23 protein-coding genes and 1 pseudogene are annotated in these 25,356 nt (G+C 62.7%); 21 read left to right on the top strand and 3 right to left on the bottom strand.

The window, feature by feature from the left end; genetic code table 11:
• On the top strand, window positions 1–2,297 hold a 2,297-nt coding region (locus tag ABX74_RS08885), incomplete at its 5' end, for a PQQ-binding-like beta-propeller repeat protein (RefSeq protein WP_053062004.1).
• Between the two features lie 45 nt (window positions 2,298–2,342).
• Window positions 2,343–5,009, top strand: a complete 2,667-nt coding sequence (locus tag ABX74_RS08890; RefSeq protein WP_047888683.1) for an RDD family protein — start codon at window positions 2,343–2,345, stop codon at window positions 5,007–5,009.
• A gap of 31 nt (window positions 5,010–5,040) precedes the next feature.
• On the opposite strand, the gene ABX74_RS08895 is transcribed toward ABX74_RS08890, so the two are convergent.
• Together ABX74_RS08895 and ABX74_RS08900 are read right to left on the bottom strand one after the other, a co-directional pair.
• Window positions 5,041–6,450, bottom strand: a complete 1,410-nt coding sequence (locus ABX74_RS08895) for an acyl-CoA synthetase (RefSeq protein WP_047888684.1) — start codon at window positions 6,448–6,450, stop codon at window positions 5,041–5,043.
• Window positions 6,451–6,478: 28 nt separating this feature from the next.
• Window positions 6,479–7,819 carry an SLC13 family permease gene (locus tag ABX74_RS08900; protein WP_047888685.1) on the bottom strand — a complete coding sequence of 447 codons (1,341 nt, stop codon included), beginning with the start codon at window positions 7,817–7,819 and terminating at the stop codon, window positions 6,479–6,481.
• Between the two features lie 99 nt (window positions 7,820–7,918).
• Here ABX74_RS08900 and ABX74_RS08905 point away from each other — a divergent pair, with 99 nt between their 5' ends.
• The 14 genes from ABX74_RS08905 (at window position 7,919) to ABX74_RS08970 (ending at window position 19,925) form a co-directional block, all read left to right on the top strand.
• The gene (locus tag ABX74_RS08905; RefSeq protein WP_007727006.1) at window positions 7,919–8,566 is read left to right on the top strand and encodes a FadR/GntR family transcriptional regulator; all 648 of its coding nucleotides are present in this window, start codon (window positions 7,919–7,921) and stop codon (window positions 8,564–8,566) included.
• A gap of 267 nt (window positions 8,567–8,833) precedes the next feature.
• Window positions 8,834–11,398 carry an ATP-dependent zinc metalloprotease FtsH gene (gene ftsH / locus ABX74_RS08910; RefSeq protein ID WP_046377886.1) on the top strand — a complete coding sequence of 855 codons (2,565 nt, stop codon included), beginning with the start codon at window positions 8,834–8,836 and terminating at the stop codon, window positions 11,396–11,398.
• A gap of 59 nt (window positions 11,399–11,457) precedes the next feature.
• On the top strand, window positions 11,458–12,075 hold the full coding sequence (folE, locus tag ABX74_RS08915) for a GTP cyclohydrolase I FolE (protein ID WP_019746783.1): 618 nt from the start codon (window positions 11,458–11,460) through the stop codon (window positions 12,073–12,075).
• Window positions 12,076–12,080: 5 nt separating this feature from the next.
• The gene (gene folP / locus ABX74_RS08920) at window positions 12,081–12,941 is read left to right on the top strand and encodes a dihydropteroate synthase (RefSeq protein ID WP_029254407.1); all 861 of its coding nucleotides are present in this window, start codon (window positions 12,081–12,083) and stop codon (window positions 12,939–12,941) included.
• Window position 12,942: 1 nt separating this feature from the next.
• Complete coding sequence (folB, locus tag ABX74_RS08925) at window positions 12,943–13,308, top strand: dihydroneopterin aldolase (protein ID WP_003945780.1); 366 nt, start codon at window positions 12,943–12,945, stop codon at window positions 13,306–13,308.
• The gene (gene folK / locus ABX74_RS08930) at window positions 13,305–13,808 is read left to right on the top strand and encodes a 2-amino-4-hydroxy-6-hydroxymethyldihydropteridine diphosphokinase (RefSeq protein WP_047888686.1); all 504 of its coding nucleotides are present in this window, start codon (window positions 13,305–13,307) and stop codon (window positions 13,806–13,808) included. Before folB ends, folK begins: the two co-directional genes overlap by 4 nt.
• A gap of 17 nt (window positions 13,809–13,825) precedes the next feature.
• On the top strand, window positions 13,826–14,293 hold the full coding sequence (locus ABX74_RS08935) for a DUF3180 domain-containing protein (RefSeq protein WP_153213529.1): 468 nt from the start codon (window positions 13,826–13,828) through the stop codon (window positions 14,291–14,293).
• Between the two features lie 68 nt (window positions 14,294–14,361).
• Window positions 14,362–15,456 carry a DUF6779 domain-containing protein gene (locus tag ABX74_RS08940; protein WP_189637323.1) on the top strand — a complete coding sequence of 365 codons (1,095 nt, stop codon included), beginning with the start codon at window positions 14,362–14,364 and terminating at the stop codon, window positions 15,454–15,456.
• A gap of 110 nt (window positions 15,457–15,566) precedes the next feature.
• Window positions 15,567–16,508: a Rossmann-like and DUF2520 domain-containing protein gene (locus ABX74_RS08945; protein WP_019746789.1), complete on the top strand. Its 942-nt coding sequence runs from the start codon at window positions 15,567–15,569 to the stop codon at window positions 16,506–16,508.
• Window positions 16,501–17,433 carry a pantoate--beta-alanine ligase gene (gene panC / locus ABX74_RS08950; protein ID WP_170320391.1) on the top strand — a complete coding sequence of 311 codons (933 nt, stop codon included), beginning with the start codon at window positions 16,501–16,503 and terminating at the stop codon, window positions 17,431–17,433. The genes ABX74_RS08945 and panC overlap by 8 nt, the downstream gene beginning before the upstream one ends.
• A 27-nt stretch (window positions 17,434–17,460) precedes the next feature.
• Window positions 17,461–17,907, top strand: coding sequence for an aspartate 1-decarboxylase (panD, locus tag ABX74_RS08955; RefSeq protein WP_003945761.1), 447 nt, complete (start codon window positions 17,461–17,463; stop codon window positions 17,905–17,907).
• A 3-nt stretch (window positions 17,908–17,910) separates the two neighbouring features.
• Window positions 17,911–18,726, top strand: coding sequence for a type III pantothenate kinase (locus tag ABX74_RS08960; RefSeq protein ID WP_019746791.1), 816 nt, complete (start codon window positions 17,911–17,913; stop codon window positions 18,724–18,726).
• A 261-nt stretch (window positions 18,727–18,987) separates the two neighbouring features.
• Window positions 18,988–19,506 (top strand): cysteine dioxygenase, encoded by a 519-nt coding sequence (locus tag ABX74_RS08965; protein ID WP_019746792.1) that lies wholly within the window; start codon window positions 18,988–18,990, stop codon window positions 19,504–19,506.
• Window positions 19,503–19,925, top strand: a complete 423-nt coding sequence (locus ABX74_RS08970; protein WP_003945445.1) for a rhodanese-like domain-containing protein — start codon at window positions 19,503–19,505, stop codon at window positions 19,923–19,925. The genes ABX74_RS08965 and ABX74_RS08970 overlap by 4 nt, the downstream gene beginning before the upstream one ends.
• A 21-nt stretch (window positions 19,926–19,946) precedes the next feature.
• Here ABX74_RS08970 and ABX74_RS08975 read toward each other — a convergent pair whose 3' ends face one another.
• Window positions 19,947–20,906 carry an AraC family transcriptional regulator gene (locus ABX74_RS08975; RefSeq protein ID WP_047888687.1) on the bottom strand — a complete coding sequence of 320 codons (960 nt, stop codon included), beginning with the start codon at window positions 20,904–20,906 and terminating at the stop codon, window positions 19,947–19,949.
• Between the two features lie 80 nt (window positions 20,907–20,986).
• Between ABX74_RS08975 and ABX74_RS08980 the strand changes: the two genes are divergently transcribed.
• The 5 genes and pseudogenes from ABX74_RS08980 to ABX74_RS09000 all read left to right on the top strand — a co-directional run.
• Window positions 20,987–21,820, top strand: coding sequence for an NAD(P)H-binding protein (locus tag ABX74_RS08980; RefSeq protein WP_047888690.1), 834 nt, complete (start codon window positions 20,987–20,989; stop codon window positions 21,818–21,820).
• Window positions 21,817–22,320, top strand: a complete 504-nt coding sequence (locus ABX74_RS08985; protein WP_047888688.1) for an anthrone oxygenase family protein — start codon at window positions 21,817–21,819, stop codon at window positions 22,318–22,320. The genes ABX74_RS08980 and ABX74_RS08985 overlap by 4 nt, the downstream gene beginning before the upstream one ends.
• A gap of 11 nt (window positions 22,321–22,331) precedes the next feature.
• Window positions 22,332–23,843: a lysine--tRNA ligase gene (gene lysS, locus ABX74_RS08990; RefSeq protein WP_029254413.1), complete on the top strand. Its 1,512-nt coding sequence runs from the start codon at window positions 22,332–22,334 to the stop codon at window positions 23,841–23,843.
• A 755-nt stretch (window positions 23,844–24,598) separates the two neighbouring features.
• On the top strand, window positions 24,599–24,937 hold the full coding sequence (locus ABX74_RS08995) for a histone-like nucleoid-structuring protein Lsr2 (protein ID WP_047888691.1): 339 nt from the start codon (window positions 24,599–24,601) through the stop codon (window positions 24,935–24,937).
• A gap of 150 nt (window positions 24,938–25,087) precedes the next feature.
• Window positions 25,088–25,356, top strand: a pseudogene (locus ABX74_RS09000) (lipase family protein); the annotation flags it as partial.

The following is a 25,356-nucleotide window of genomic DNA, read 5'->3' on the forward strand; positions in this document are numbered from 1 at the left end:
CACCCCCACCGCCCCCGCCTTCACCACCGCAGGCTCCGGTTGCCGGACATCCTCCGCCCTCTCGATCTCGTGGCCGAGGATGGATTCTTGCCGTTGCAGCCCTTACCGCCGTCGCGGTCCTCGCCGCAGGCGCCGTCACCGTTGTCACGATTCTCCGGTCGGGAGACACCGATGGACCGGTGGCAGGCCAGCTGGTCAACACTTACCCCACGCAGCCGACGCCAGGGTGGTCGTTGGACGTTGACGAGGTTCTGCCGGGCGGAAGATTTCTGTGGCCGGATTCGCTCGGTGCGAGCTATGGAACGGCGAGATTCATCGACGTGGGACAGACTCTGATCACTACGGTCGGTCCACAGCAGGGCCAGCAGTCCCAACTTGTAGCAGTCGACGCCGAGAGCGGATCCATTCGATGGCAAACGCCGGTCGCCGGCACGGTGTCGTGTGCGACCGCCGCGATCGATGCAGCCCTACCTTGTGTCGTCAGGAACCCTGGTGGAACAGCTCGAGTCGTTTCCTTCTCGCTCGACTCGGGGGCGATTCGTTCGAGTGTCGACGCCGATACAGCCACCTTGGTCGAGGTTTCCGACGGAGCGGTCTTCACTGTCGGCGGTAGCCAGTCCGGGCTGGTGATTTCGCGCGGTACGCCTAACGATCTCGACGCGGCGTGGACAACGACAACTCCACCGGAAACCGACTGCGTCGGATCCGGCGATTCGCATTCGTTCGAGATCGTGGACGGCATCGTCTATTACTCGAGCATCGGATCTACGGCGCTCAACGCGGTCGATGGCGCACTGCTTTCGAATCCGAATCTGGGTGGCTACGAGGCACTTCCAGGACAAGGTTTTGCCGGCGTCCTCTGCGCGATGCCATTTCCGTCGGACGGATACTCCAGCATCGTGTCCGACCGTGACGGTGCCGAGAGATTTAGAGTTGACGAAGACGCACCGGCATCACCGTGGCTTGTCTCGGCATCGAACTCTCGTCCGTACATCGGCTCGCACGGTGCCTACGACATGAACGACGGCACCGAGTTGTGGTCGGTCATCGGCGGAGACCACTTCTCGCTACGCCGGATCGTCGGCGACATTGTGTTGGGCAACGACTCGGACACGCTCTCGGCCTACCGAATCGACACTGGGGAACAGTTGTGGTCGACCAAGATCGGCGACTACTTCTCTTACTCGGTCTCGGACGGTGAGCGAATTCTCGTCCATCCTAACGACGGCAGGGTACTTGCCGTCGAACTCGACGACGGCTCCATCAGCTGGTCACTCGATTCCCACACCAACCACTGGTCTTGGTCGAAGGCCCACGACGGACTCGCCTCGATCTCCAATGACGAATTCCTATACTACCCACCGACCGGCGGACCGTCAGGAGCACCGGGCAGGCTGCCCGCTGTCCCTGAATTCGACGGAGGCAACGAGTACGTCACGAAATGCGGACGGACACCGACCCTGACGCCGGTTGAATACCGCACGCAGGCAGAGGGTCTCGTCGTTCTAATGGAAATGAAAGCATCATGTCCCGGCGGAGACATCGTCTCCACCGACGCGCTTCGTGTGTCGATCACCGACACCGGCCAGAGCGTTGCATCGGCGGTGTTCGACTTCTCCGATGCGCCGATCTATCTTCCCCGAACCGATGGGACGAACACGACGAACTCGATCCAGCGCGAGTTCCTGTACGACCTCGGTAGCTTCTGGAGGCTGCCGAACACTCTCGGTGAGTCTTCGAGTCTGACCAATTCGAGAGCGTCAGGAGCTCAACTCGTCGAATGCGAGGACGAGGGGACGAGTGATACCAGCCTGACATCCGGGCCGGCATCGCGAAGCGACACCAATACGCCGATCCGACCCACACGTAGCGCGCAGCCGACAACGGGCGACGTCGAATCTGCGAGTCTTGACGCCCTCCGGGCTCAGGCCGACGCCGATCGCCCCTTTGTGATCGGTGACCTCGCGAATAGGTGGGTGGCTCAGATCTCCTCCAAGCGGGTCGGACTCGATGCGGCGGATATCAATGGCGCTCAGGTGCATTGGACTGCTGCCCAGATCCTGCGACAGCATCTCGAACTTCGTCTCATGTATCCGGAGGTGCGTCTGCTCTGGAGTGACGAATGGCGGACCTTCGATCTCCGGGGTTGGTGGATAACCGTCGCAGGCTTGACGTTTGCGGATGCGGATGCGGCCAACGGGTGGTGCGATTCGAAGCGGATTGCCAACGATCAATGCTTCGCCAAGATCGTCAGCAACGATCGCGATTCGTCGGGGACCACCAAATATCGGCGATAGTGCCTGAGCCGTTCGGCGCACTTCCACATCTGAGGAGCTTGGCGAATGACCGAAGACAACTCGCGTCAACACAGCGAATCATCAATAGACGGTTTGCCCCAGCCACAAGGCGTGTATCCACCGGCGCAGGGCTATTCACCGGCGCGATCTGCGTTCGAGGATATTCGGATCGGTGACTACACCCGCGACGGGACAGCCGCGGTACTACTGTTCGTGTCGTTCTTCTTGCCGTGGAGTGCGACCGTCGCAATAACCCGCGTCGGTTCGAGTGCTCTTGTGGTGCTTCTGGTTTTGCCGACACTGCTGTCGCTGGTGTCCCTGTCTCTGCCGTACGTGGCGCGACTCGGAATGCTCGGGCCGAATTGGAATGTCGGGCAGATACGTGTGCTGCGTCTGGTGGCCAACGGACCCCTCATTGCCACTGCCGTGGGTCTTGTCGTCTACGACGTCATTCGTGGAATGTTTCGATTCAGTGAGAGTTCGAGTATTTTCACCGGCAACGGGGTCGGCGCTGGAGCGTGGTTCGGGCTTGCCGGCGCCCTGCTCGCAGCTCAACCGCGCGCGGCCGAAATTCGCATCGACCCTCGAACCGCGCCGCGATGGTTGGCGTTGGTGAAGCCGCTTGTGTTTGTGGCTTGGGGGTCGTCAGTGGCCTCGGCGCTACTCGCGCTGATCTACATCCTGGTCTCCGCCAGTCGCTACCGATATTACGACGGGCCGCAGACATTCGAGAGCCTGATCGTTCTCTTCGTGTCGTCGGCCGTTCCGATCGTCGTGGTGGGTGTTGCGGCAGTCGGTCTCGCCAGACGCTTTGTGTCCTGGCGCCTCACCATCGCCGCGCTCGGCATCGCTCTCCTCGCAGCCGGATTACTCCACTCGATCAGCGAGGGCACAAGTGTCGAGCTGTTCCACACGGTCACGGCTAGTCCGTACTACGGCATCACGTTCTTGATTGCCGCAGCCGCAATTACATTCATTCCATTCGGCGTTGCATCCGTCGGCGACGGGACGCACCCCGGATACGTCTGGCTCGCAGCGGCACGAAACGGCATGCTGTTGATCGCGGTGTGGAGCTTCGGTGTTGGATTCTCTCAGATCGCAATGGCAGCAACGCAATTTGGCATCGTGCCGTGGGGAGATGCGTTAGTGCTCGCTGTTCTCGCGATACTCTTCGGGATTCTTGCCGTCGTCGGAGTCAGATCACTGTCGCTTCGGTATTCTTCGCTCGACCCTCGCCCGTCACGCGAGGTCGGTCTTGGAGTCTGTGTCGGCTTGCTCGTCCTGATGATCGCTCGTCTCGTGGTGCAGTCGGCCATGTATGGTGAAATATATTACAGTGCATGGATATTCGATCTCGCCATGGCGGTGCTGGTGGTTCTGGTTGCTCTCGCTCTCACAGTCTCACCGGCTGTTCGGAATTTGTATGCGGGGGTGCAACTGTTCGCGTCGGCCACCACGGTTACAGCTGCGGTACCGAATCTCGGACAGCCCGTTCAGCCTTCGAGGCGTGCTCTCGAGGCTGCGGATCCGCGGACTCCGGCGGCGGTGCTGTTCGAGATCGCGTCGAGTTCGCCGGAGTTGCGGCCGGCGATTGCTGCGAATCCGTCGACGTACGACGATCTTGTGACGTGGCTCGAAGCGCTGGGTGATCCTGCTGTGGATGCAGCGTTGGACCGAAGGGCTGCTGGGCAATTCGGTCTACCTGAACCTGAACCTGAACCTGAACCTGAACCTGAACCTGAACCTGACCGCGTGCCGGTGCCCGTGCCTGCGCCGGTGCCCGTGCCCGTGCAGCCTTCGAGACGTGCTCTCGAGGCTGCGGATCCGCGGACTCCGGCGGCGGTGCTGTTCGAGATCGCATCGAGTTCGCCGGAGTTGCGGCCGGCGATCGCTGCGAATCCGTCGACGTACGACGATCTTGTGACGTGGCTCGAAGCGCTGGGTGATCCGGCTGTGGATGCGGCATTGGACCGAAGGGCTGCTGGGCAATTCGGTCTACTCGGATCCGAACCCGAACCTGCGACCGAGACGTTCATTTCGAGCGGACCGGAGGCCCGCTCCAGTGGCGACCTTGTGCAACCGTCCGCACCGCGACCGGCCGTGCCGCAATTTGCCGTGCCGCAACCGAACCCGGGGTATGGGCCGACCGGCGTTCCACTCCTGCCTGGTGGGTTTCGGCCGGCCGGCGCCGGGATACGAGTTGCCGCGCGGTTCATCGATTTTGCCATTCTCGCAGTTGTGTCGGTCGTCGGCGGAATGATCTCCACCGCGACGCTCGGAAACGGATTCGACTTCGATTCCTACCGGACAAGTTCGGGTCTGATCGGCCTGCTGATCGGGATCGGTTCGATCGTGTACTTCATATGGGGAGAGTCGGCATTCGGGGTAACCCTGGGCAAACTCGCCCTCGGAATAGGGGTTCGCTCGGTAGGAGGTGCACGTCCGGCCTTGGCGCAGTCCTTCAAACGGAATGCATTCGTGATCCCCATGTACTTCGGATCGGCTGTTTCGGCGTTGGCCATGCTCGGTAGTGGTGACGAGCTCGTCGGCATGCTGAATTCGATGTCGTTGGGCAGTGTCGCGAGCATTCTCGGTTCTCTTGTAACAGTCGCTATTTCGATCGCGATCATCGTTTCGATCAGTAGCGCACCGGACGTCCGCGGCTTCCACGATCGGATGGCTGACGCCGCCGTCGTGGTGACCCGACAGTGACCGAGCACGCTTCGATGGAATAGGCTTGCCTTCAGAGCGTCAGCAGTTTCTTCTGCACCTTCCCCATAGCGTTGCGGGGCAAGCTGTCGACCAGACAAACCTGACGAGGGCGCTTGTGGATCGACAGCGATTCGGCGACGAAGTCCGAAACCACCGCGCAGTCGGCTACATCTCCGACGATGAAGGCGACTATGCGTTGGCCGAGATCGTCGTCCGGCACACCGACGACGGCGGCCTCGCGAACGCCGGGGTATGCCAGAAGTGCCTGTTCCACCTCGCCTGCACCGATGCGGTATCCACCGGACTTGATCATGTCGACCGACTCGCGGCCGACGATGCGGTGGAATCCGCTGTCGTCGATCACCGCGATGTCGCCGGTGCGGAACCAGTCGTCCTCGGTCATGGATTCCGCTGTCTTCGAGGGGTTTCCGAGGTACTCGTCGAAGAGAATGGCGCCCGCAACTTCCAGTTGCCCAAGCTGCTCTCCGTCGTGCGCCGACAATTCGCCGTTCTCGCCGCGCAACCTCGTCCTGACTCCTGGAACGGCGTGCCCGACCCAACCCGGGCGACGTTCGCCGTCGTGCGTCGTGCTGACGGTGATGAGGGTTTCACTCATGCCGTAGCGCTCGACGGGAGCCAATCCGGTCAGCGATTTCATCCGCTCGAACAATGGAACCGGAAGTGGTGCACTTCCGGACACGAGCAAGCGCGCGGATCGCAATGCTGCTGCCGCCGAGGGCTCACCGCACACGCGTGACCAGACGGTCGGAACACCGAAGTACAACGAGCCACCCGCTGCGGCATACGAATCCGGAGTTGGTCTGACGGTATGAATCAGCGGTGAACCGACGCGCAATGCGCCCAACACGCCGAGAATCAACCCATGGACGTGGAAGAGGGGCAGTCCGTGGACAAGTGTGTCCTCCGGAGTCCAATTCCACACGTGGGCAAGTGCGTCGAGATCTGCTGCGATCGCTGCTCGCGAGAGGACGACGCCTTTCGGCGCTCCGGTGGTTCCTGAGGTGTACATGATCAGTGCGGTAGCTGCCGCGCTCGGTTCGGGATAGGACGTCGCAGATCGCGCGTGAATATCGATGGGAATCAACGGGATAATCGAATCCGACGGTCCGTCTCCGAGTATCAGTTCGGCCTGGGAATCGGCGATGATGTGCTGACGTTCGAGCGGGCCGGAGTCCGGTGGGATCGGGACCACGGCAACACCGGCGATCAGCGCGCCAGCGACGGCGACCACTGTCTCGAGGCCGGCGGCGGCTTGTACTGCCACTCGCTGTGCACCGTGGATTCGATCGGCGACCGCGGTGGCGGCGGCCAACAAGTCGGCGCGAGAGAGGGTCGCGCCTTCGCCGAAACTGACCGCCGCTCCGTGATCGTCGAAGATGCGGGGGTCGAGGGAGCGCAGAAGTGTGGATTCGCTGTTCATCGCGAGTTCCCTTTCTTTGAGCGAAGATTCAGACGGACCAGGGAACAACGAACAGCAACCAGGCGAGAATCGGCGTCACCACCATGATGGTCATGCCCCACCGCATCGTCAGCCCGAACACCACGTCGCGTTCTTCCGGAGCGGCGTTCGCCACCACCAGTGCGCCGTTGGTCGAGAACGGACTGCAATCGACCAGAGACGACGAGATTGCCAGTGCGATAACCAGGCCGGTTGCATTGACCTGGCCGGTCATGAGGAAGGGAATTGCCAAAGGGATGAGTGCACCGAGGATTCCGGTGGTGGATGCAAACGCCGACACGATCGCGCCGATCAGACAGATCAGGAACGCCGCGAGAAGTGGAATGCCCACGTGAGCTACCGAATCCCCGAGCCACTGGACGGTGTTTTGGTTCTGCAATAGGGCCACGTATGTGACGATTCCGCCGATGAGGAGGACGGTGCCCCAGCTGATCTTGTCGACGGCGCCGCGGGCGGAGGTCGGGAAGATCAGGGTGAGAAGTACCGCGACGGTCAGTGCGGTGAATCCGACGTCGAGGTCGAAGACCAAGGCGCCGAGTGCAAGTGATGCCAGCCCGAGCAGGGTGAGTCGCCGCTCGAGATTGAGTGCTCCCTCGTGCGGAGCGGTCCCACCCGAGGACTTGCCGCCACCCTTCGAGCTGTCGCCGGAACCCGAACCGGTGATGGTGTCGCCACCGCCAGACGCGTTGCCGACTGCGCTGACAAGCACGCGCTCCGAGGCGCCGCGTGCAATCAATGCGCGACCGCCGAACGAGACGTACGCGATTGCGGCAACTACGGCCGCGGCCGCGAAGGTCGAGACGAACAGCAAGGCCGGGCTGGACGGGAGGCCGTTCTGGCGCATGACGTCGTTGGTGATCACACCGAAGATTCCGATAGGGGAGAAGCTGCCCGCCGTTGCGCCCTGGACGACCATGAAGCCCATCAGCATGGGGTGGATCCGGTAGCGGGTGGCGAAGCCCATCGCCACGGGCGCGATGATGGCGACGGCAGCGGGACTGACCGCGCCCATGGCGGTGACGGCCGCGCACACCGCGAACATCGCCCACGGCACGAGGGCCACTCGTCCTCTGACCGCACGGACCGCCGCGTGAATGATCCAATCGACCGTGCCGTTGTTTCTGGCCAGCGCGAACAGGTAGGTGACGCCGACCAGGATGACGAAGAGGCTGGCCGGGAAGCCGTCGAGGATCTCGCTGGTATCGACAGTGAAGACCAGCGTTCCGACGACGAAGGCAGCCACCAGGGCAAGCGCACCCATGTTCACCGACCTCACGGTGGATATGACGAACACCAGGACAAGTACTGACAGGGCTATGACATTTGCCATCGAACTCTCAATCCGTTCGCGACCAGCTTGTGGTCTGCATCACTTAGAATTGGCCTAGCCTCTCTGCCACTGCTCCATTTGTCAAGTACACTCCGAGGCATGAATTCGACGTCATCGCCCGGCTCGCGCTCGGGCCTGCCCGGACGATTGAAGCGTCCGCGTCTGTATGAGCAGTTGGCCGAGCACATTTCGAATTTCATCGAGGCTCAAGGCCTTTCGCCCGGCGATCGGCTTCCTCCCGAACGCAGCCTGGCTGCCGAACTCGGCGTGAGTCGAGCGTCGCTGGCTCAAGCGCTCGTGGCCCTCGAGATTCGGGGCAGAGTCGAAATCCAGCACGGTAACGGCGCGGTGATTCGCGAAGCTCCGACGCCCGACGCGGGTAGGTCTGCAGACTCGGGAGTGCGGTTGCAAGACCGAACCGTCGACGAACTGACTGCTGCCAGGGAAGCGATCATGGCCGGCCTGGCTCGGGCGGCGGCGTCGAATCCCAACGCTGCGCTTCGGGTCGCGATGTTGACCGACGACGGGACCGCGAGAAACTTCGCCGAGACATGGCGCTGCGTCAGGCACCTGGCCGGCGGCGGCTTATTGGCTGATCTCGACGACACCATCGCCAAGCAGGCAGACGTGCCCGAGTCCTCGGCGCGACTGTCTGCGCGACTCGATCAGCTCGCGCACCGGATCATCGACGGTGACCAATCGGGCGCCGCTGACGCTGTTGCGGGAATCCTCTCCGAAACGGCCTGACGAATAACGACGGACGAGCGTCGGAAAAGCGCACGATAACCACTATGAGCATGTTCGCTCACAGGAAACTGTGCTGCGACGTAGCCCGGGAACCTGATCGGCAATGCGCACGTTGAACACAGTGACGACCGTTCCAACCAAGCGGCACGGCCGCTGGCGGGCATCGATGGGGCCGATCGCGGTAACCTGCAGGTGTCCGGTTGGCAGCCGGAAGGCGACCTGGCAGACCCGCACTCTCGAAAGGACCGGCCACATCGGCCGACCTGTATGAACCGTAAGACTGTGTTCCGTAACGTGCTACTCGTAGCCGTCGTGCTGTTGGTGATCTATGCCTTCAGCTACTTCAGCAACGACACCCGCGACTTCAAGACCGTCGACACCTCGGTCGCGATATCCCAACTCGACGCCAAGAATGTTGAGTCGGCGCAGATCGACGACCGTGAGCAGCAGGTTCGTCTGTGGCTCAAGAACGGCAACGACGCCACCGACGGTAAGACGCAGATCCTGGCGAAGTACCCCGCGAGTGCGTCGGAGCAGATCTTCGACAAGGTCGAAGGCGCCGGAGCGGACAAGTTCAACACGACGGTCACTCAGGAGAGTTGGCTGACGTCGATCCTTCTGTTCGTGCTGCCGATGATCATTCTGTTCGGCATCTTCTTCTTCGTCATGAACCGGATGCAGGGCGGCGGTGGGCGCGGCGGAGTCATGGGATTCGGTAAGTCGAAGGCCAAGCAGCTCACCAAGGACATGCCGAAAACCACGTTCGCCGACGTCGCCGGTGCGGACGAGGCTGTCGAAGAGCTGTACGAGATCAAGGATTTCCTGCAGAACCCGGCTCGCTACCAGGCGCTCGGCGCCAAGATTCCGCGCGGTGTGCTGCTGTACGGCCCTCCCGGAACCGGTAAGACGCTGCTCGCTCGCGCTGTCGCAGGCGAAGCCGGCGTCCCGTTCTTCACTATCTCCGGTTCGGACTTCGTCGAGATGTTCGTCGGTGTCGGTGCTTCGCGTGTTCGCGACATGTTCGAGCAGGCCAAGCAGAACAGCCCCTGCATCATCTTCGTCGACGAGATCGACGCCGTCGGTCGTCAGCGCGGCGCAGGCCTGGGCGGCGGACACGACGAGCGCGAGCAGACGCTCAACCAGTTGCTCGTCGAGATGGACGGCTTCGGTGATCGCACCGGCATCATCTTGATCGCCGCAACCAACCGCCCCGACATCCTCGACCCAGCACTGCTGCGTCCGGGACGCTTCGATCGCCAGATTCCGGTCGGCGCCCCCGACCTCGCCGGTCGCCGTGCGATCCTGCGAGTGCACTCGCAGGGCAAGCCGATCGATCCCAACGCCGATCTCGAAGGCCTCGCCAAGCGGACCGTCGGAATGTCGGGCGCCGATCTTGCCAACGTCATCAACGAGGCTGCGCTGCTCACCGCACGCGAAAACGGGACCGTCATCACCGAAGCCTCGCTCGAGGAATCGGTGGACCGTGTTGTCGGTGGACCGCGGCGTAAGAGTCGCATCATCAGCGAGCACGAGAAGAAGATCACGGCGTACCACGAGGGCGGTCACACGCTGGCTGCTTGGGCAATGCCTGACATCGAGCCGGTCTACAAGGTCACGATCCTCGCTCGCGGTCGCACCGGCGGTCACGCGATGACCGTGCCCGAGGACGACAAGGGTTTGATGACGCGTTCCGAGATGATCGCTCGTCTCGTCATGGCAATGGGTGGACGCGCCGCCGAGGAGCTGGTGTTCCACGAGCCCACCACCGGAGCGTCGTCCGATATCGACATGGCGACCAAGATCGCACGCGCGATGGTCACCGAATACGGCATGAGTGCCAAGCTCGGCGCGGTTCGCTACGGACAGGAGGGCGGGGATCCGTTCCTCGGCCGTTCGATGGGCGTTCAGTCCGACTACTCGCACGAGATCGCCCGCGAAATCGACGAGGAGGTGCGCAACCTCATCGAGGCGGCGCACACCGAAGCGTGGGCCATCCTCAACGAGTACCGCGATGCGCTCGACCTCATCGCTACCGAACTGCTCGAGCGTGAGACGTTGACTCGCAAGGACCTCGAGAAGATCCTTGCCGGCGTCGAAAAGCGTCCCCGCATCACGGCTTTCAACGATTTCGGTGGGCGCACGCCTTCGGATCGTCCGCCGGTGAAGACTCCTCGCGAACTCGCGATCGAGCGCGGCGAAACGTGGCCGGAGCCCGCTGCTGCACCTGTTCTCGTCAAGGCAGGCGCACCCAACAGCGGTGCACCCAACGGCGGTGTCCCCAACAACGGTGGTCTCCCCAACAACGGCAACCAGGGACCTTCCAACGGCTACGCACAGCCCTCGTACCCGCAGCCGAGTGCTCCGCAGCAGACTCCGCAACCGGGAACACCCGACTACGGAGCGCCCGCCGGATGGTCGGCACCGGGTTGGCCTCCGCGTGAGAACCCGTCGCCGACGTACCCCGGACAGCAGTCGGGTGGGTACACCGGTGGACAGAATCCGACCCCGCCGAACCAGTCGCAGGGCCAGTACGGTCAGCCCCAACACGGTCAGCCCCAGCCCGATCAGGGGCAGTACGGTCAGCCGCACCCGGGACAGCAGGCGTACCCCGAGCAGTCGCACCCCGGCCGTCGTTACCCCGCGCAGCCCGACTACCCGGTGCAGTACCCGGACGGTGGACCCTTCGCCGATCCGAACCGGGGAAACCCGACCGGCGAAAACCAGTGGCAGAGCCCCGCACCGGAACAGCCGCAGACTCCGCCGCCGCATCATTCGGCTGAGGACGACGGCCCGAGCACCGCTCGCTGGGACGGACCGGACGGATCCCGCTGACCTTGCGCCACTAGGCTCTGCGGCGGGGGACCTGTGAACAATTCTCGAGGAGAGTTCGGTTGTCGGTGAATGATGTGGCCAGTGAACTGGTGTCGCTCGGAACGGGCCGCCCGTTCGATCAGGCGCGGGCAGAGGCTGCCGTACGGGAATTGTTGATCGCGGTCGGTGAAGATCCGGAGCGCCCAGGCCTGCTCGATACGCCGGCCAGGGTTGCGCGCTCGTACAAGGAGATCTTCGCGGGTCTGTACTCCGAGCCCGACGACGCGTTGAACACAACTTTCGACGAGGGTCACCAGGAATTGGTGCTCGTGCGAGACATTCCGATGTTCTCGACGTGCGAGCACCACCTGGTGTCTTTCCATGGTGTTGCTCACGTTGGCTACATCCCGGGTAAGTCGGGCAAGGTCACCGGTTTGTCGAAGCTCGCGCGCGTCGTCGATCTGTACGCCAAGCGTCCGCAGGTTCAAGAACGCCTGACCAGCCAGATCGCGGATGCTTTGATGCGCAAGCTCGACCCGCGTGGAGCCATCGTCGTCATCGAAGCCGAGCACCTCTGCATGGCGATGCGCGGTATCCGCAAGCCTGGAGCCAGCACGACCACGTCAGCGGTTCGTGGGCTCCTGCAATCCAGCGCGGCCTCACGGTCCGAAGCGCTGGACCTCATCCTTCGTAAGTGAGCGAGATGTCCGCGGCTCCCGTTGCAGGTAGCGATCCGGCCCGGATGGTCGTGATGGGGATTCTGAACGTCACCGCCGATTCGTTTTCCGACGGTGGTCAATTTCTCGATCGTGACGCGGCGATCGCTCGCGGGCTCGAACTGCAACGCATAGGCGTCGACATCGTCGACGTCGGCGGCGAGTCGACGCGCCCCGGAGCCACCCGCGTCGATCCGAAACTCGAGGCGGACCGTATTGCCCCGGTGATCGAAGAACTCGTGGCAGCCGGAATTCGCGTCAGCGTCGACACGATGCGTGCTTCCGTCGCCGCCGCCGCGATCGAAGCGGGCGCAGGCATCGTCAACGACGTGTCGGGTGGTCGCGCAGACCCCGACATGGCATCCGTTGTGGCCGACGCCGGAGTGCCCTGGATCCTCATGCATTGGCGCTCGGCCGGTGACTACGTCCATCGTGGCAGCGCCGATCACTACGACGACGTGGTCCGCGACGTCCGAGACGAACTGCTGTCGCAGGTCGATCTGGCGTTGAAGGCAGGGGTCGATTCGTCGTCGATCATCCTCGACCCCGGCCTCGGGTTCGCGAAGAACGCCGACCACAACTGGGCACTGTTGCGTGCACTACCCGAGTTCAACGCGACCGGATTCCCGATACTGGTCGGCGCTTCCCGAAAGCGGTTCCTCGGGTCTCTGCTCAGCGATCCCGACGGCAATCCCCGTCCACCTGGTGGCCGCGAGACTGCGACGGCCGTGGTCTCGGCCCTTGCAGCACGTGAGGGTGCCTGGGGAGTTCGGGTGCACGACGCACAAGCCTCGCTCGACGCCATTGCCGTGGTCGACGCCTGGAACCGTGGACGAGAAAGGGCCTGACATGGGGGACCGAATCGAATTGCGCGGGCTGAAGGTTCGCGGCAATCACGGAGTGTTCGACCACGAGAAGCGTGACGGTCAGGACTTCTTCATCGACATCACCGTGTGGATGGACTTGGCTCCCGCCGCGGCGTCGGACGATCTGACCCAGACCCTGCACTACGGCGAGTTGGCGGAAGCCGCCGCAGCCATCGTCGCCGGCCCGTCGCGCGATCTCATCGAGACTGTCGCCGCTGAGATCGCCGACGACGTCATGAAAGATTCGCGAGTCGAGAGCGTCGAGGTCGTGGTCCACAAACCGTCGGCACCGATTCCGCTGGTTTTTGCGGACGTCGCCGTCGTCGCACATCGGACCAGATCGGCATGACGCGCGCTGTTCTGTCGATCGGTTCCAACATCGGCGACAGCGTGGCTCACCTGCAGTCCGTTGTCGACGGGTTGGGCAGCGCCGTCGTTGCTGTCTCACCGGTCTACTCGACGGCGCCGTGGGGTGGCGTCGAGCAGCAGGATTTTTACAACGCGGTGGTGGTGGTCGACGATCCCGAGGCCGACGCCGCTGAGTGGCTTCGCCGATCGCAAGCACTCGAGGAAGCTGCAGACCGGGTGCGCGAACAGCGTTGGGGACCCCGGAGCCTGGACGTGGACGTGGTCGACTGCGAAGGCGTCGTCAGTTCCGATCCCGCGCTCACACTTCCGCACCCGCGAGCGCATCTACGGGCATTCGTTCTCGTTCCCTGGCTGGACGTCGAGCCTGACGCGACGCTGATCGTCGACGGCCAGAAGTTGTCGGTGGCACAAATTCTCGACGGCCTCGATCGCACTGAGCGTGAAGGTGTGCGCACTACCGATGTGGTGCTTGCGCGGTGACCGAAGAAGGCAAGGGTTTGAAGCCGACCCGGATCAGTGAACTCGCGGTCCTGGCTGCGGTTGCCGCTGTGGCCACCTGGATTCTGATTCGCGTGTTCTACGGTTCGATGCCGCCGATCCCTGTTTATGCGGGAGCGTCGCTGTACTTCGTGGCCGTTGCCGAGGCGGTCTTCGCTTTTGTCATTCGTTCACGCGTCAAGAACCGTCAGGTCGGAGACGGGCTCAGACAGCTTCATCCCATCACCGCCGCCCGAGCGCTGGCATTGGCCAAAGCATCCGCTTTGGTCGGTTCAGCTACCGTCGGTGTCTGGGTCGGAGTGCTGGTGTATCTCATCCCACAGCGCTCGGTTCTGCAGGCCGCAGCCTCCGACACGCCGGGCGCGTGGGTGGGGTTGGGCGCCGCAATTGCGCTGGTAGCGGCAGCTCTGTGGCTCGAACATTGTTGCAAGACGCCGGAAGATACACCTGACGAGCCCGCGCACTGACAGCCTGGTCGGCAAATCACCCACCGAGGTACGTGGCGACCCCGGTCTCGGCAAGTACCCTGGCAACCATGACAAATTCTGGTCGATCGAAGTCTGCGCGCCGAAGCAAGCGCAGCGCGAGCCAGATGATCATTGCTGCTCTTCTGGCACTTGCTGTCATTGCTTCGCTGTTTCTGATCTTCAGCAACAGCGTTCAGCTTCTTCGGGTGGGACTGGTCGTCGCTCTGTGGGCAGCCACCCTCGGCGCTATCGCCATGACCAAGTATCGGCGTGAGTCGGCACTGGACAAAGCCAAGGTTGCCGATCTGCAGACCGTGTACGAACTGCAGCTCGAACGTGAAATTTCGGCTCGACGTGAGTACGAACTGAGCGTCGAAGGTCGCGTGCGACGTGAGGTGACCGCGGACGCGGAGGAACTGGCCGGGCTGCGCGCCGAATTGGTGGCGCTGCGCCGAAACCTCGAAGCACTGTTCGAAGGTGGACTGCTGCCCGAACAGACCGCGCTCAAGACCGATTCCACGCGAGTACCGGAACTTGGCGGTAGTTCGTACGGCGCGTACCAGCCGGCACCGTCGGGGTTGTACGTTCCCGGCGCCGGCCAGAACGGACCCAGCCAACCGGCACCGAACGTCGGCGGCTTGGCATCGCCCAACGACGATCCGGTGACTGCTGAGACAACCGTCGTGTTCGCTGAGACGTCGTGGCGTGACAGCAGCTTCGTGGCGCCGCGCGTCATCCCGACGCAGAAGCCTCAAGAGACGCAGAAGCCACAGAATCAGAGCGGGAACCAGGCACCGAAGAGTTCCCCGGCGGGTTCCACACAGTCACGAACGGTGAAAGACGTTCCGGTGGAGAAGGATCCGGAGCCGGTCGCGCCCGTCGAGCCTGAAGTCAAGGCTCCCGCCCAGGCCCCGAACATCGAAGACGCCGTCATCGAAGACGCTGTCGTCGAAGAGGCGCCCGAGGTTGTTCCCGAGATTGTCACGGAAGCTGAACCCGCTGCGGAGCCTGACGCAGAGCCGCGCCGTCGTCGCCGTGCCGCTCCGGAAGATGCCGCGAGCGGTGCTCATTCCAACGGATTGACCGTCGCCGAAATAATGGCGAACCTGAGTTCGAACAACCCGTCCGAAGGCTCCGGTCGACGTCGTCGCCGAGAGGACTGAGTCGCAGATCACTCGCCCGGTCATGGCATGACGGTTCGGGCGAAGGTTATCCTCGGACGCAGAACGTCTGGTACCCGCCGAGCGGGACTGGAACGAACGAGAGGAATCCGGTGACTTCCTTCGGGATCACTAATGGGCCTGCACCTGCGCGATTGACGGTAGGAATTGTCTCAGCAGGACGGGTCGGAACAGCTGTCGGTGCCGCATTGGAGCGAGCCGGTCATGTTGTCAGCGCTTGCTCCGCCGTCTCCAGTGCCTCGGTCGCCCGCGCTGTGAAGCGGCTTCCCGATACCGAAATTCTTCCGGCCGCCGACGTCGCAGCTCGCTCCGAACTGCTGATTCTTGCCGTTCCTGACGACCAGCTTGCGGATCTTGTGCGAGGTCTCGCGGCCACCCAAGCCGTCAAGCCGGGCACGCTCGTCGCCCACACGTCCGGTGCCAACGGCATCGCGATCCTGACTCCGCTCACCGAACTCGGCGCGCTGCCCTTGGCTATCCATCCGGCGATGACGTTCACCGGTCACGACGAGGACACCGCACGGCTGTCGTCTGCATGCTTCGGAATCACTGCTGCCGACGATATCGGTTACGCGATCGCGCAGTCACTGGTCCTCGAGATCGGCGGCGAGCCCGTCCGAGTGCGCGAGGAGAACCGAGCGCTCTACCACGCGGCACTGGCTCACGGCAGTAATCACCTGGTCACGCTCGTGGTCGACGCCGTCGAGGCGCTGCGAGCGTCGTTGCAAGGTGACGAGCTGCTCGGTCAACAGTTGGTCGACGGAGATCCGGGTGGAGTGGCCGAGCGTGTCCTGCAGCCGCTGCTGTCGGCAGCCTTGGACAACGCGCTACGACGCGGTCCCTCGGCGTTGACCGGTCCGGTGGCACGCGGCGACGCTGCTGCCGTCGACACACATTTGCGCGTACTGACAGAACTGGATCCGGAGCTCGCTGCCGGCTATCGGGCGATGTCCTTGCGATCGGCCCAGCGGGTGGGCGCCCCCACCGAATTGTTCGACATCTTGACTGAAACGGGAGGTGACCGTCGTGAGTGATCTGCAGGGCGGATACAAGCGCGGCGAACTGACGGTGCACCACGATCCGGACAAGCTTCGGCGCGTCTCGCGGGCACTGCGAGGTGTCGGGCGTCAGGTGGCGCTCGTTCCGACGATGGGTGCGTTGCATGCCGGCCACATCGAATTGGTTCGTCAGGCCAAGGTCACCGGCGCCGTCGTGATCGTTTCCATCTTCGTGAACCCGCTCCAGTTCGGTGCGGGCGAAGACCTGGACGCGTACCCGCGCACTCTCGATGCGGATCTCGACCTGCTTCGCGCCGAGGGCGTCGAATTGGTGTTCGCGCCGAGCGCCAAGACGATGTACCCGCGGGGCCAGCGCACCACCATCGTGCCGGGCCCGTTGGGTAGCGAACTCGAAGGCGGAGCGCGCCCCACTCACTTCGCCGGAATGCTGACGGTTGTGGCGAAGCTGCTCCAGATCGCGGCACCCAATCACGCGTACTTCGGTGAGAAGGACTACCAGCAGCTGACGCTCATCCGTCAGATGGTGTGGGATCTCAACTTCGATGTACAGATCATCGGAGTTCCGACGGTCCGCGAGTTCGACGGCCTCGCGTTGTCCTCTCGCAATCGCTACCTCGACGAGGGCCAGCGCGCCGCAGCGGTCGCGCTGTCCGCTGCTCTGATCGCCGGTGCACACGCGGCGTCCGGGGGAGCGGAAGCAATTCTGGAAACCGCACGCGCTGTTCTGGCAGCTGTTCCGGAAATCGAGGTCGACTACCTCGAGGTTCGGGGCGTCGATCTGGGCCCCGCGCCCGAGAGAGGTGACGGCCGACTGTTGGTGGCCGCCAAGCTCGGAACCACCCGTTTGATCGACAACGTCGGTGTCGCGGTGGGAACCGGGTTCCTCGAGCGTGACACCGACCCATCCGCCGACGCCATCGACGACCTGCTGTCTCACTGAGCACTTTTCACGAGTAAGGACCTGGATATGTTTCGCACAATGATGAAGTCGAAGATCCACCGCGCCACCGTGACTCACGCCGACCTGCATTACGTCGGCTCCGTCACCGTCGACCAGGATCTGATGGACGCCGCAGACCTCCTCGAGGGTGAACAGGTGTGCATCGTCGACATCGACAACGGTGCGCGTCTCGAGACGTACGTCATCGCCGGCGAGCGCGGAACCGGTGTCATCGGAATCAACGGTGCGGCAGCGCATCTGGTCAAGCCGGGCGACCTGGTAATCCTCATCGCCTATGGCGTGATGAACGAGCAGGAAGTCAAGGAATACTCCCCGCGCGTCGTCTTCGTCGATGCCGACAACAAGCAGATCGAACTCGGCTCAGACCCGGCTCACGCGCCGGAGGGTTCGGGTCTGATCACCCCGCGCATGCTGTCGACACTCGAGGCCTCGCGCGAATCCAGCCTGGTGTAATCCATGCTGCTCACGGTCGACGTGCGGAACACCAATATCGTTCTGGGGTTGTTTTCCGGGACTGGTGAGTATTCGAAGCTGTTGCAGGACTGGCGAATGCGAACCGACCCTCGGATGACTGCCGACGAGTTGGCGTTGACCTTCCGTGGGCTGTTGGGTACTCATGTCGATGAGATCACCGGCGTTGCGGCGCTGTCGACAGTGCCGTCCGTCTTGCGTGAAATCCGCGTGATGCTGGAGCGGTACTGGGGTCACGTTCCCCATGTGGTGGTCGAACCGGGTATTCGCACCGGTGTGCCACTGCTGGTGGACAACCCCAAAGAGGTGGGAGCCGACCGGATCGTCAACAGTCTTGCCGCTCACCATCTTTACGAGGGTCCGTGCATTGTCGTGGACTTCGGTACGTCGACCTGTGTCGACGTCGTTTCCGCCAAGGGTGAGTTTCTGGGCGGCTGCATCGCGCCCGGACTCGAGATCTCGACCGATGCCTTGGCGTCGCAGTCCGCTGCGCTGCGCAAGGTCGAATTGGTGCGCCCGCGTTCGGTGGTCGGCAAGAACACCGTCGAATGCATGCAGTCCGGTGCGGTATTCGGCTTTGCCGGCCTCGTCGACGGATTGGTCAACCGCGTACGCGACGAACTGCCGGAGTTCGGTGGTGACGACGTCTCCGTGATCGCAACCGGGGACAGCGCACCGCTGATCATTCCCGAATCCGACACTATCGACCACCTCGAACGGGACCTCACTCTCGAGGGGCTGAGGTTGGTCTTCGAGCGCAATCAGGCGCGTCGTGGATCCGGTCGACGACCGGTCGCCTGATCGATGGTTTCGTTCCAGCAGTTTCGCGATTGCAAAAGTTATGCCACAATGGTGCTCGTGAATCGCTGCATGGGTGCTCAGGAGTGTTGTCGAGGCTGACCGCTGCCTTGACCAATTCACATTCCTTGGAGCTAGCTCGTGCTATCCACATATTCTGCAGATCTCTCTGTTTTGACCCCTACTCTCGCTGCTGATCGTGCTGTTTCCGCAGGTCGTAGTGCTAATCGTGGGGCGTCCGGACGCCGTCCGAGTGGTGCGTCGTTGCCTACCCGCCTTCGCCCGGCCGATTTGCTGCGACTGACCGACGAGGGAGCGAACGGCGTGCTCGACGGCCGTTTCGACCACCTCATTCCCGACGCCTTCCCGACGCTCGATCGTTGGTCCACTCGCCTGCATGCGGACGACGACGTCGATGTGTGGCTCATCAGCTGGGTACCCGAACGCAACACCGAATTGCACGACCACGCAGGTTCGTTCGGCGCATTGACCGTCCTCAGTGGTTCTCTCACCGAATTCCGTTGGGCCGGTGACGCCCTGGTGGAACGCCAGCTCGACGCCGGCGATCAGGCTTCTTTCCCGCTCGGCTGGGTTCACGATGTCGTGCGTTCGACGGATGTTCCTGGTGCTCCGATCGAAATCAGCTCTGATGCACCGACTCTGAGTGTTCACGCTTACTCGCCGCCGCTGACGGCAATGTCCTTCTACGAAGTGACGGATCACCGGACTCTTCGTCGCACCCGTACCGAGCTGACCGACCTGCCCGAGGGGGGCACCAAATGACCATCGACCAAATGCTCGACGACGCTCGCGCACAGATCGATCGTATGTACGTCTTCCAGCTCACCGAAGCCTTCCATCGCGGCGCGATCTTCGTCGACATTCGCCCGCAGGCGCAGCGCGCCATCGAGGGAACTCTCCCCGGTGCACTCGCGATCGAGCGGAACGTTCTCGAGTGGCGACTCGACCCCACCAGCAGCGCACACCTCGCGTTAGCCACCGACCACGACGTCGAGTGGGTAATCGTCTGCTCCGAGGGCTACACCTCGAGCCTGGCCGCAGCGTCGTTGCAGCAGTTGGGTCTGCACAAGGCAACCGATCTCGTGGGCGGGTACCAGGCGATCAAGGCCGCCGGACTGCTCGGTGCTCTCAGCGGAGTTCGTCATTGCTCCCGCGAGTTGGCGGCGGTTTCGGCTCATTGAGGTATTTGCTGTGCGCCTTTATTAACCGCGGGCGGTTAATAAAGGCGCACAGCGGGTCTGGCGGTAAATCTTCGGGCTCATTCCGTGATGGCGGGTGAAGGCCGTCGTGAGCGCAAAGGGGCTCGAGTAGCCCACTTCTCGCGCGATCGAGGACACCGTTCGTGCCGGGTCTGCGAGTAGATCTGCCGCCACCGACAAGCGCCACTCGGTCAGATAGCCGACGGGTCCGATCCCCATGAGACCGGTGAACCGGCGCGCGAAGGCTGCTCGTGAACTGCCGGACTCCTGGGCCAGGCTCGCGACCGTCCAGGGGTGTTCCGGCCGATTGTGTATGAGCCGCAAGGCATGCCCGATGACGGGATCCTCGTAGGCCTTGATCCATCGCGGTGATCGATTCGGGTTCTCGGCGAACCACGTACGGACCGCCGAGATCAGGACCAGGTCCAGGAGCCTGTCCAGCAACACTTCCTGCCCTGGCCCGTCGGCGGCGATCTGTTGTTCCAGAAGGTTTGTCATCGGCGCGGTTTCGATGCTGCGTCGCACTACCGCGACGGGTGTCAGGCTGTCGAGGATCTGACGGCTGACATAGGAGTCCAAACGGTATGTGCCCGTGAGCATGACGGTCTGGCCACTGGTCGAGTTGCCCCAGGTGCGAACGCCGAGAACCGACATGTCCTCGAGTGTCGATCCGTCGACTGCGGCGCAGTTTTGTGCCTCGTCGATGAGTACGTGGACCGGGGTGTCCGGGTGATCGGCGACCGTATAGGGATCGGGGCCGCGCAGGAGTGCAATGTCGCCGGCCTCGAGATCTTCTGTCTGTCCGGTGTCGGAGACGACGACTGCGCTTCCGCGAACCAGAACCAGCACGGTGATCGGTGCGTGGTCCTCGATACGTAATGACCACGGTGGATCGAGCAGCGAGCGCAGCAGAAAAGCGCCCTCCGCCCGCGATCCGGCCAGCATCATCGACAATGCATCCATGTTTCGACGGTAGACGCTGACGTATGTTTTTGCGACCTTCGACTATGGATCGTATTGACGCTCCGCGGTCGAATGAGTACATGACGACAACAAGCGACATTCAATCGGCAGTAGTGATCGGTGGTACCGGTAAGACCGGTGCGCGCGTTGCGCAGAGGCTGACGGCGGTGGGAATCCGTACCCGAATCGCGTCGAGAACATCCGGGACGCGTTTCGACTGGAACGATCAGACGACGTGGCAGCCTGCAGTGTCCGGCGTCGAAGCGGCATACGTGACCTATGCGCCGGACCTCGCAGTGCCGGAATCGAGCACCCACATCGAGGAACTCGCGGAGCTTGCGTACCGCGAAGGGGTTCGTCGCATGGTGCTCCTGTCCGGGCGCGGTGAACCGGCGGCGCAGAAAGCCGAGCAGGTTCTGGCCGACACCGGTCTGGAATGGGCTGTGGTGCGGGCCAGCTGGTTTGCCCAGAACTTCAGTGAGGGGTATCTACTCGATCCGATTCGGGAAGGCCACCTGGAACTTCCGGTCGGTGAAGTGGGGGAGCCGTTCATCGACGTGGACGATCTCGCTGACGTGGCGGTCGCCGCATTGACTCGAACCGACCTCCTCGGTCGAGTTCTCGAGGTGACGGGTCCGGAGTTGCTCACCTTCGCGGAGGCGGTTGAGGCGATTTCGGCGGCGTCGGGGCGTGCGGTGTCATTCGAAAGAATTGGACTGCAACAGTTTTCCGACGGCATGGCAGAAGTTGGCGTCCCGAGTGATGTCGTGGAGTTGCTCACTTACTTGTTTGCCGAGGTTCTCGACGGACGAAATCAAAGTGTGACCGGCGTCGTCGAAGAGGTCCTGGAACGACCCGCTCGAGATTTCACCACTTTTGCCGCCGAGGCTGCTCGAACGGGGGTCTGGTCGTGAAGAAATCCGAGATCTTCTTGGAGTTGCTCGTCGGCGTGACTGCGCTCGGCGCGCTCGTTGCCGGTGGCGCGTTGTTCGCGTTCTCGTCCTTCGTAATGCCCGCTCTGCGGTCGGTCGATGCACACGCCGCGATCACGTCGATGCAGGCGATCAACGTCGAAGCACCGCGGAGCGCCTTGCTGCTGCCACTCGTCGGATCGGCGCTCACCGCGATCGCCGCCGGAATCTGGGCAGCGATCTCCAGACCGGACGGCTGGGTCCTTGCCGTTGTCGGTTGCGTCGGGGTGCTCGCGTCCTTCGCGGTGACAGCGATCTACCACGTCCCCCGCAACGACGCTTTTGCCTCGGTCAGCGCTACCGATGCAGCCGCATGGGCGTCGTACGAGGCGGGTTGGACGGTGTCGAATCACGTCAGGGTTGCGCTGTACTTCCTGTCGGGAATCGTGCTCGCGGTCGCCGCGGTGCTACCAGCAACAAACGCGGTGGACACGGCCCAGTAGTCTTGTACCCCGTGAGTGATGTAGAAGCCCAGCCAGTCGACGACACCCCCGAGCAGCTCCGTATCCGGCGCGAGAAGCGTGAACGGATCCTGGCGCAGGGGCAGGAGGCGTACCCGGTTTCGGTCGATCGCACCCACACGCTCGCGCAGATCCGCGCGGAGTACCCGGAACTCGAGCCGGACACGGCGACTGGCGTGCTGGTCGGCGTCGTCGGCCGCGTCATCTTCATGCGCAACACCGGCAAGTTGTGCTTCGCGACTCTGCAGGAAGGCGACGGTACCCAGCTGCAGGCCATGATCAGCCTCGCCGGCGTCGGCGAAGAGGCACTGGCTGCCTGGAAGTCCGACGTCGACCTCGGCGACTTCGTCTTCATCCACGGTGAGGTCATCAGCTCCCGTCGGGGTGAGCTCAGCGTGATGGCCGACGCCTGGCAGATCGCGTCCAAGGCGCTGCGTCCTCTGCCGGTCGCGCACAAGGAGATGAGCGAAGAGTCCCGGGTGCGTCAGCGCTACGCGGATCTGATCGTTCGGCCCGAGGCTCGGGACAACGCCCGCAAGCGTGTCGCTGTTGTCCGTGCGCTGCGTAATGCGCTCGAGAGCCGCGGCTTCCTCGAGGTCGAGACGCCGATGCTGCAGACGCTGCACGGCGGCGCGGCAGCTCGCCCGTTCGTCACGCACTCGAACGCCCTCGACATCGACCTGTACCTGCGTATCGCGCCGGAACTGTTCCTCAAGCGTTGCGTCGTCGGCGGTATCGAGAAGGTCTTCGAGATCAACCGCAACTTCCGCAACGAGGGCGTCGACTCCACTCACTCGCCCGAGTTCGCGATGCTCGAGACGTACGAGGCCTACGGCACGTACGACGATTCCGCGAAGATGATTCGTGAACTCGTCCAGGAAGTTGCGCAGGAAGCATTCGGCACGCAGGTCCTCACCCTCGCCGACGGTTCCGAATACGACGTCAGTGGCGAGTGGCAGGTTCTCGAGATGTACCCGTCGCTGTCAGCTGCCATCGGCACCGAGGTCACGCCGGATACGACGGTCGACGAGCTTCTCGCTCTGGCGGAGAAGGTAGGCCTCGAGGTTCCCAAGGACAAGGGCTACGGCCACGGCAAGCTCGTCGAGGAGTTGTGGGAGCACCAGTGCGGCGATCAGCTGTACGTGCCGACGTTCGTCCGTGACTTCCCGGTCGAGACGTCGCCCCTGACCCGTGATCACCGAAGCAAGAAGGGTGTCACCGAGAAGTGGGACCTGTACATCCGCGGATTCGAGTTGGCGACCGGCTACTCCGAACTTGTCGACCCGGTCATCCAGCGTGAGCGCTTTGTCGACCAGGCGCGCCTCGCGTCGGCAGGCGACGACGAAGCGATGGTGCTGGACGAGGAGTTCCTCGCCGCGATGGAACAGGGCATGCCGCCGACCACCGGCACCGGCATGGGAATCGATCGACTGCTGATGGCTTTGACGGGTCTCGGTATTCGCGAGACGATCCTCTTCCCGATCGTTCGTCCGTCCGCTCGCTAGCTTTACTTCGATCAAGGTTCGGCCGCATATGTTGCGGCCGAACCTTTTTCAGTTGGGGCACTCCCAAGGTATTCGATACGGTTCACAGTCGGCGTCGTCGTCGGCTATCGGCGGTGCGGAGAACCAAATGAATCTGGGTGAGTTCTCCAGCTCGACCAGTTCAGCGGGGAGCGCTCGAAGTTGGGATTCGATTAGTTCCCAACGACATTCGCCTGCGGCAAAGGATTCATCCATGCGGTCGCCTGAGTCTCGGACTTTCGAATTGTTGCGATGATTTGGTCGATCGTGCCCTGGTTGAGTGCTCAGGTAGTCCCTGATCCGACTGGACAAGGACGACCATGACCTCGGCTGTGGAGTGTCCGGGTGTGGTGACGACATCGAATTGTGCTGAGGGCGGATCGCATTCCTTGTCCGCCGGGATGTTTGTGACGGTTGCGGTGTGCCGGATCGCAGGGCGTCCGGAGATGGTGAAATTCGTGGGTCCGCTGTAAGCGATGCTGGCGAGAGTGCCGTTCTTGGAGGCGAAGATTGCGCTCGGTAGAGGTCTTGTCTCGAGCCGTCGTCTGTCATGATTCCCACGTCTGGATGCATCCCCCGATGCGCCGCAAGGAATGTATCGGCACTGTCTTTGTCGCAAGACAAGTCGACTGGCATACCCGGCGGAGATCAGTCCCAATCATCCGGACGAGCCAAGACAGGACGTTTGTCCAGGTGCTATTGTCGCTGCTTATCGAAGGATCTGGGGAGGAATGGTCGTGGTGAAAAAGGTTGTTGTCACGATGGTTGACGATCTGGACAAAAAATCGCCCGCGGACGAAACTGTGGAGTTTTCCGTCGACGGAGTTGCTTACGAAATCGATCTGACCGCCGCCCACGCCGCGGAACTGCGCGATGCACTGAAAAAGTGGATTCTTCATGCGAGAAAGTCGAATTCCGCCAAATCAGTCAACGGAGCGGTGACCAAATCCCGTCCCGTTGCGGACCGCGATCAGAGTGCCGCCATCCGCGAATGGGCCAAGGGTGCGGGCTTCGAGATTTCGGCCCGCGGTCGTATTTCCACGGAGGTGCGCCGAGCCTACGAAAAGACCGTCTGAAATGGATCGCGAATGGATTCGGGCGCATTTTGCCGAAACGGATTGATAACGCGTTCTAGTTTGTTAGCGTCTGCACGGTTCGCATCTCTCGTAGAGGAGTCGGTCGTGCACAGAATCGGGTTGTTCGGGGGCGTGGTTCTTGCCGCTCTGATGCTTGTCGGGTTCACCTCCGTGGCTTCGGCTCAGGCCCCGTTGCCCGTGCCCAATGCCTTCCTTGCCGGTGTTCCTCAGGAGTTGGGAAATCCTGGCGGTTCAGCTCCTGGATCCAATGACTTTTTGTGTAAACCTACTGCCGAACATCCCAATCCGGTTGTGCTCGTTCACGGAACGGGTGGAAACAGGCAGACCAACTGGGCCACCTATGCGCCGTTGCTCGCCAACGAGGGCTACTGCGTCTTCGCGCTGACGTACGGCAACTT

The organism is Rhodococcus sp. ARP2, from assembly GCF_001029585.1.
GTDB classification, from domain to species: Bacteria; Actinomycetota; Actinomycetes; order Mycobacteriales; family Mycobacteriaceae; genus Rhodococcus_F; species Rhodococcus_F erythropolis.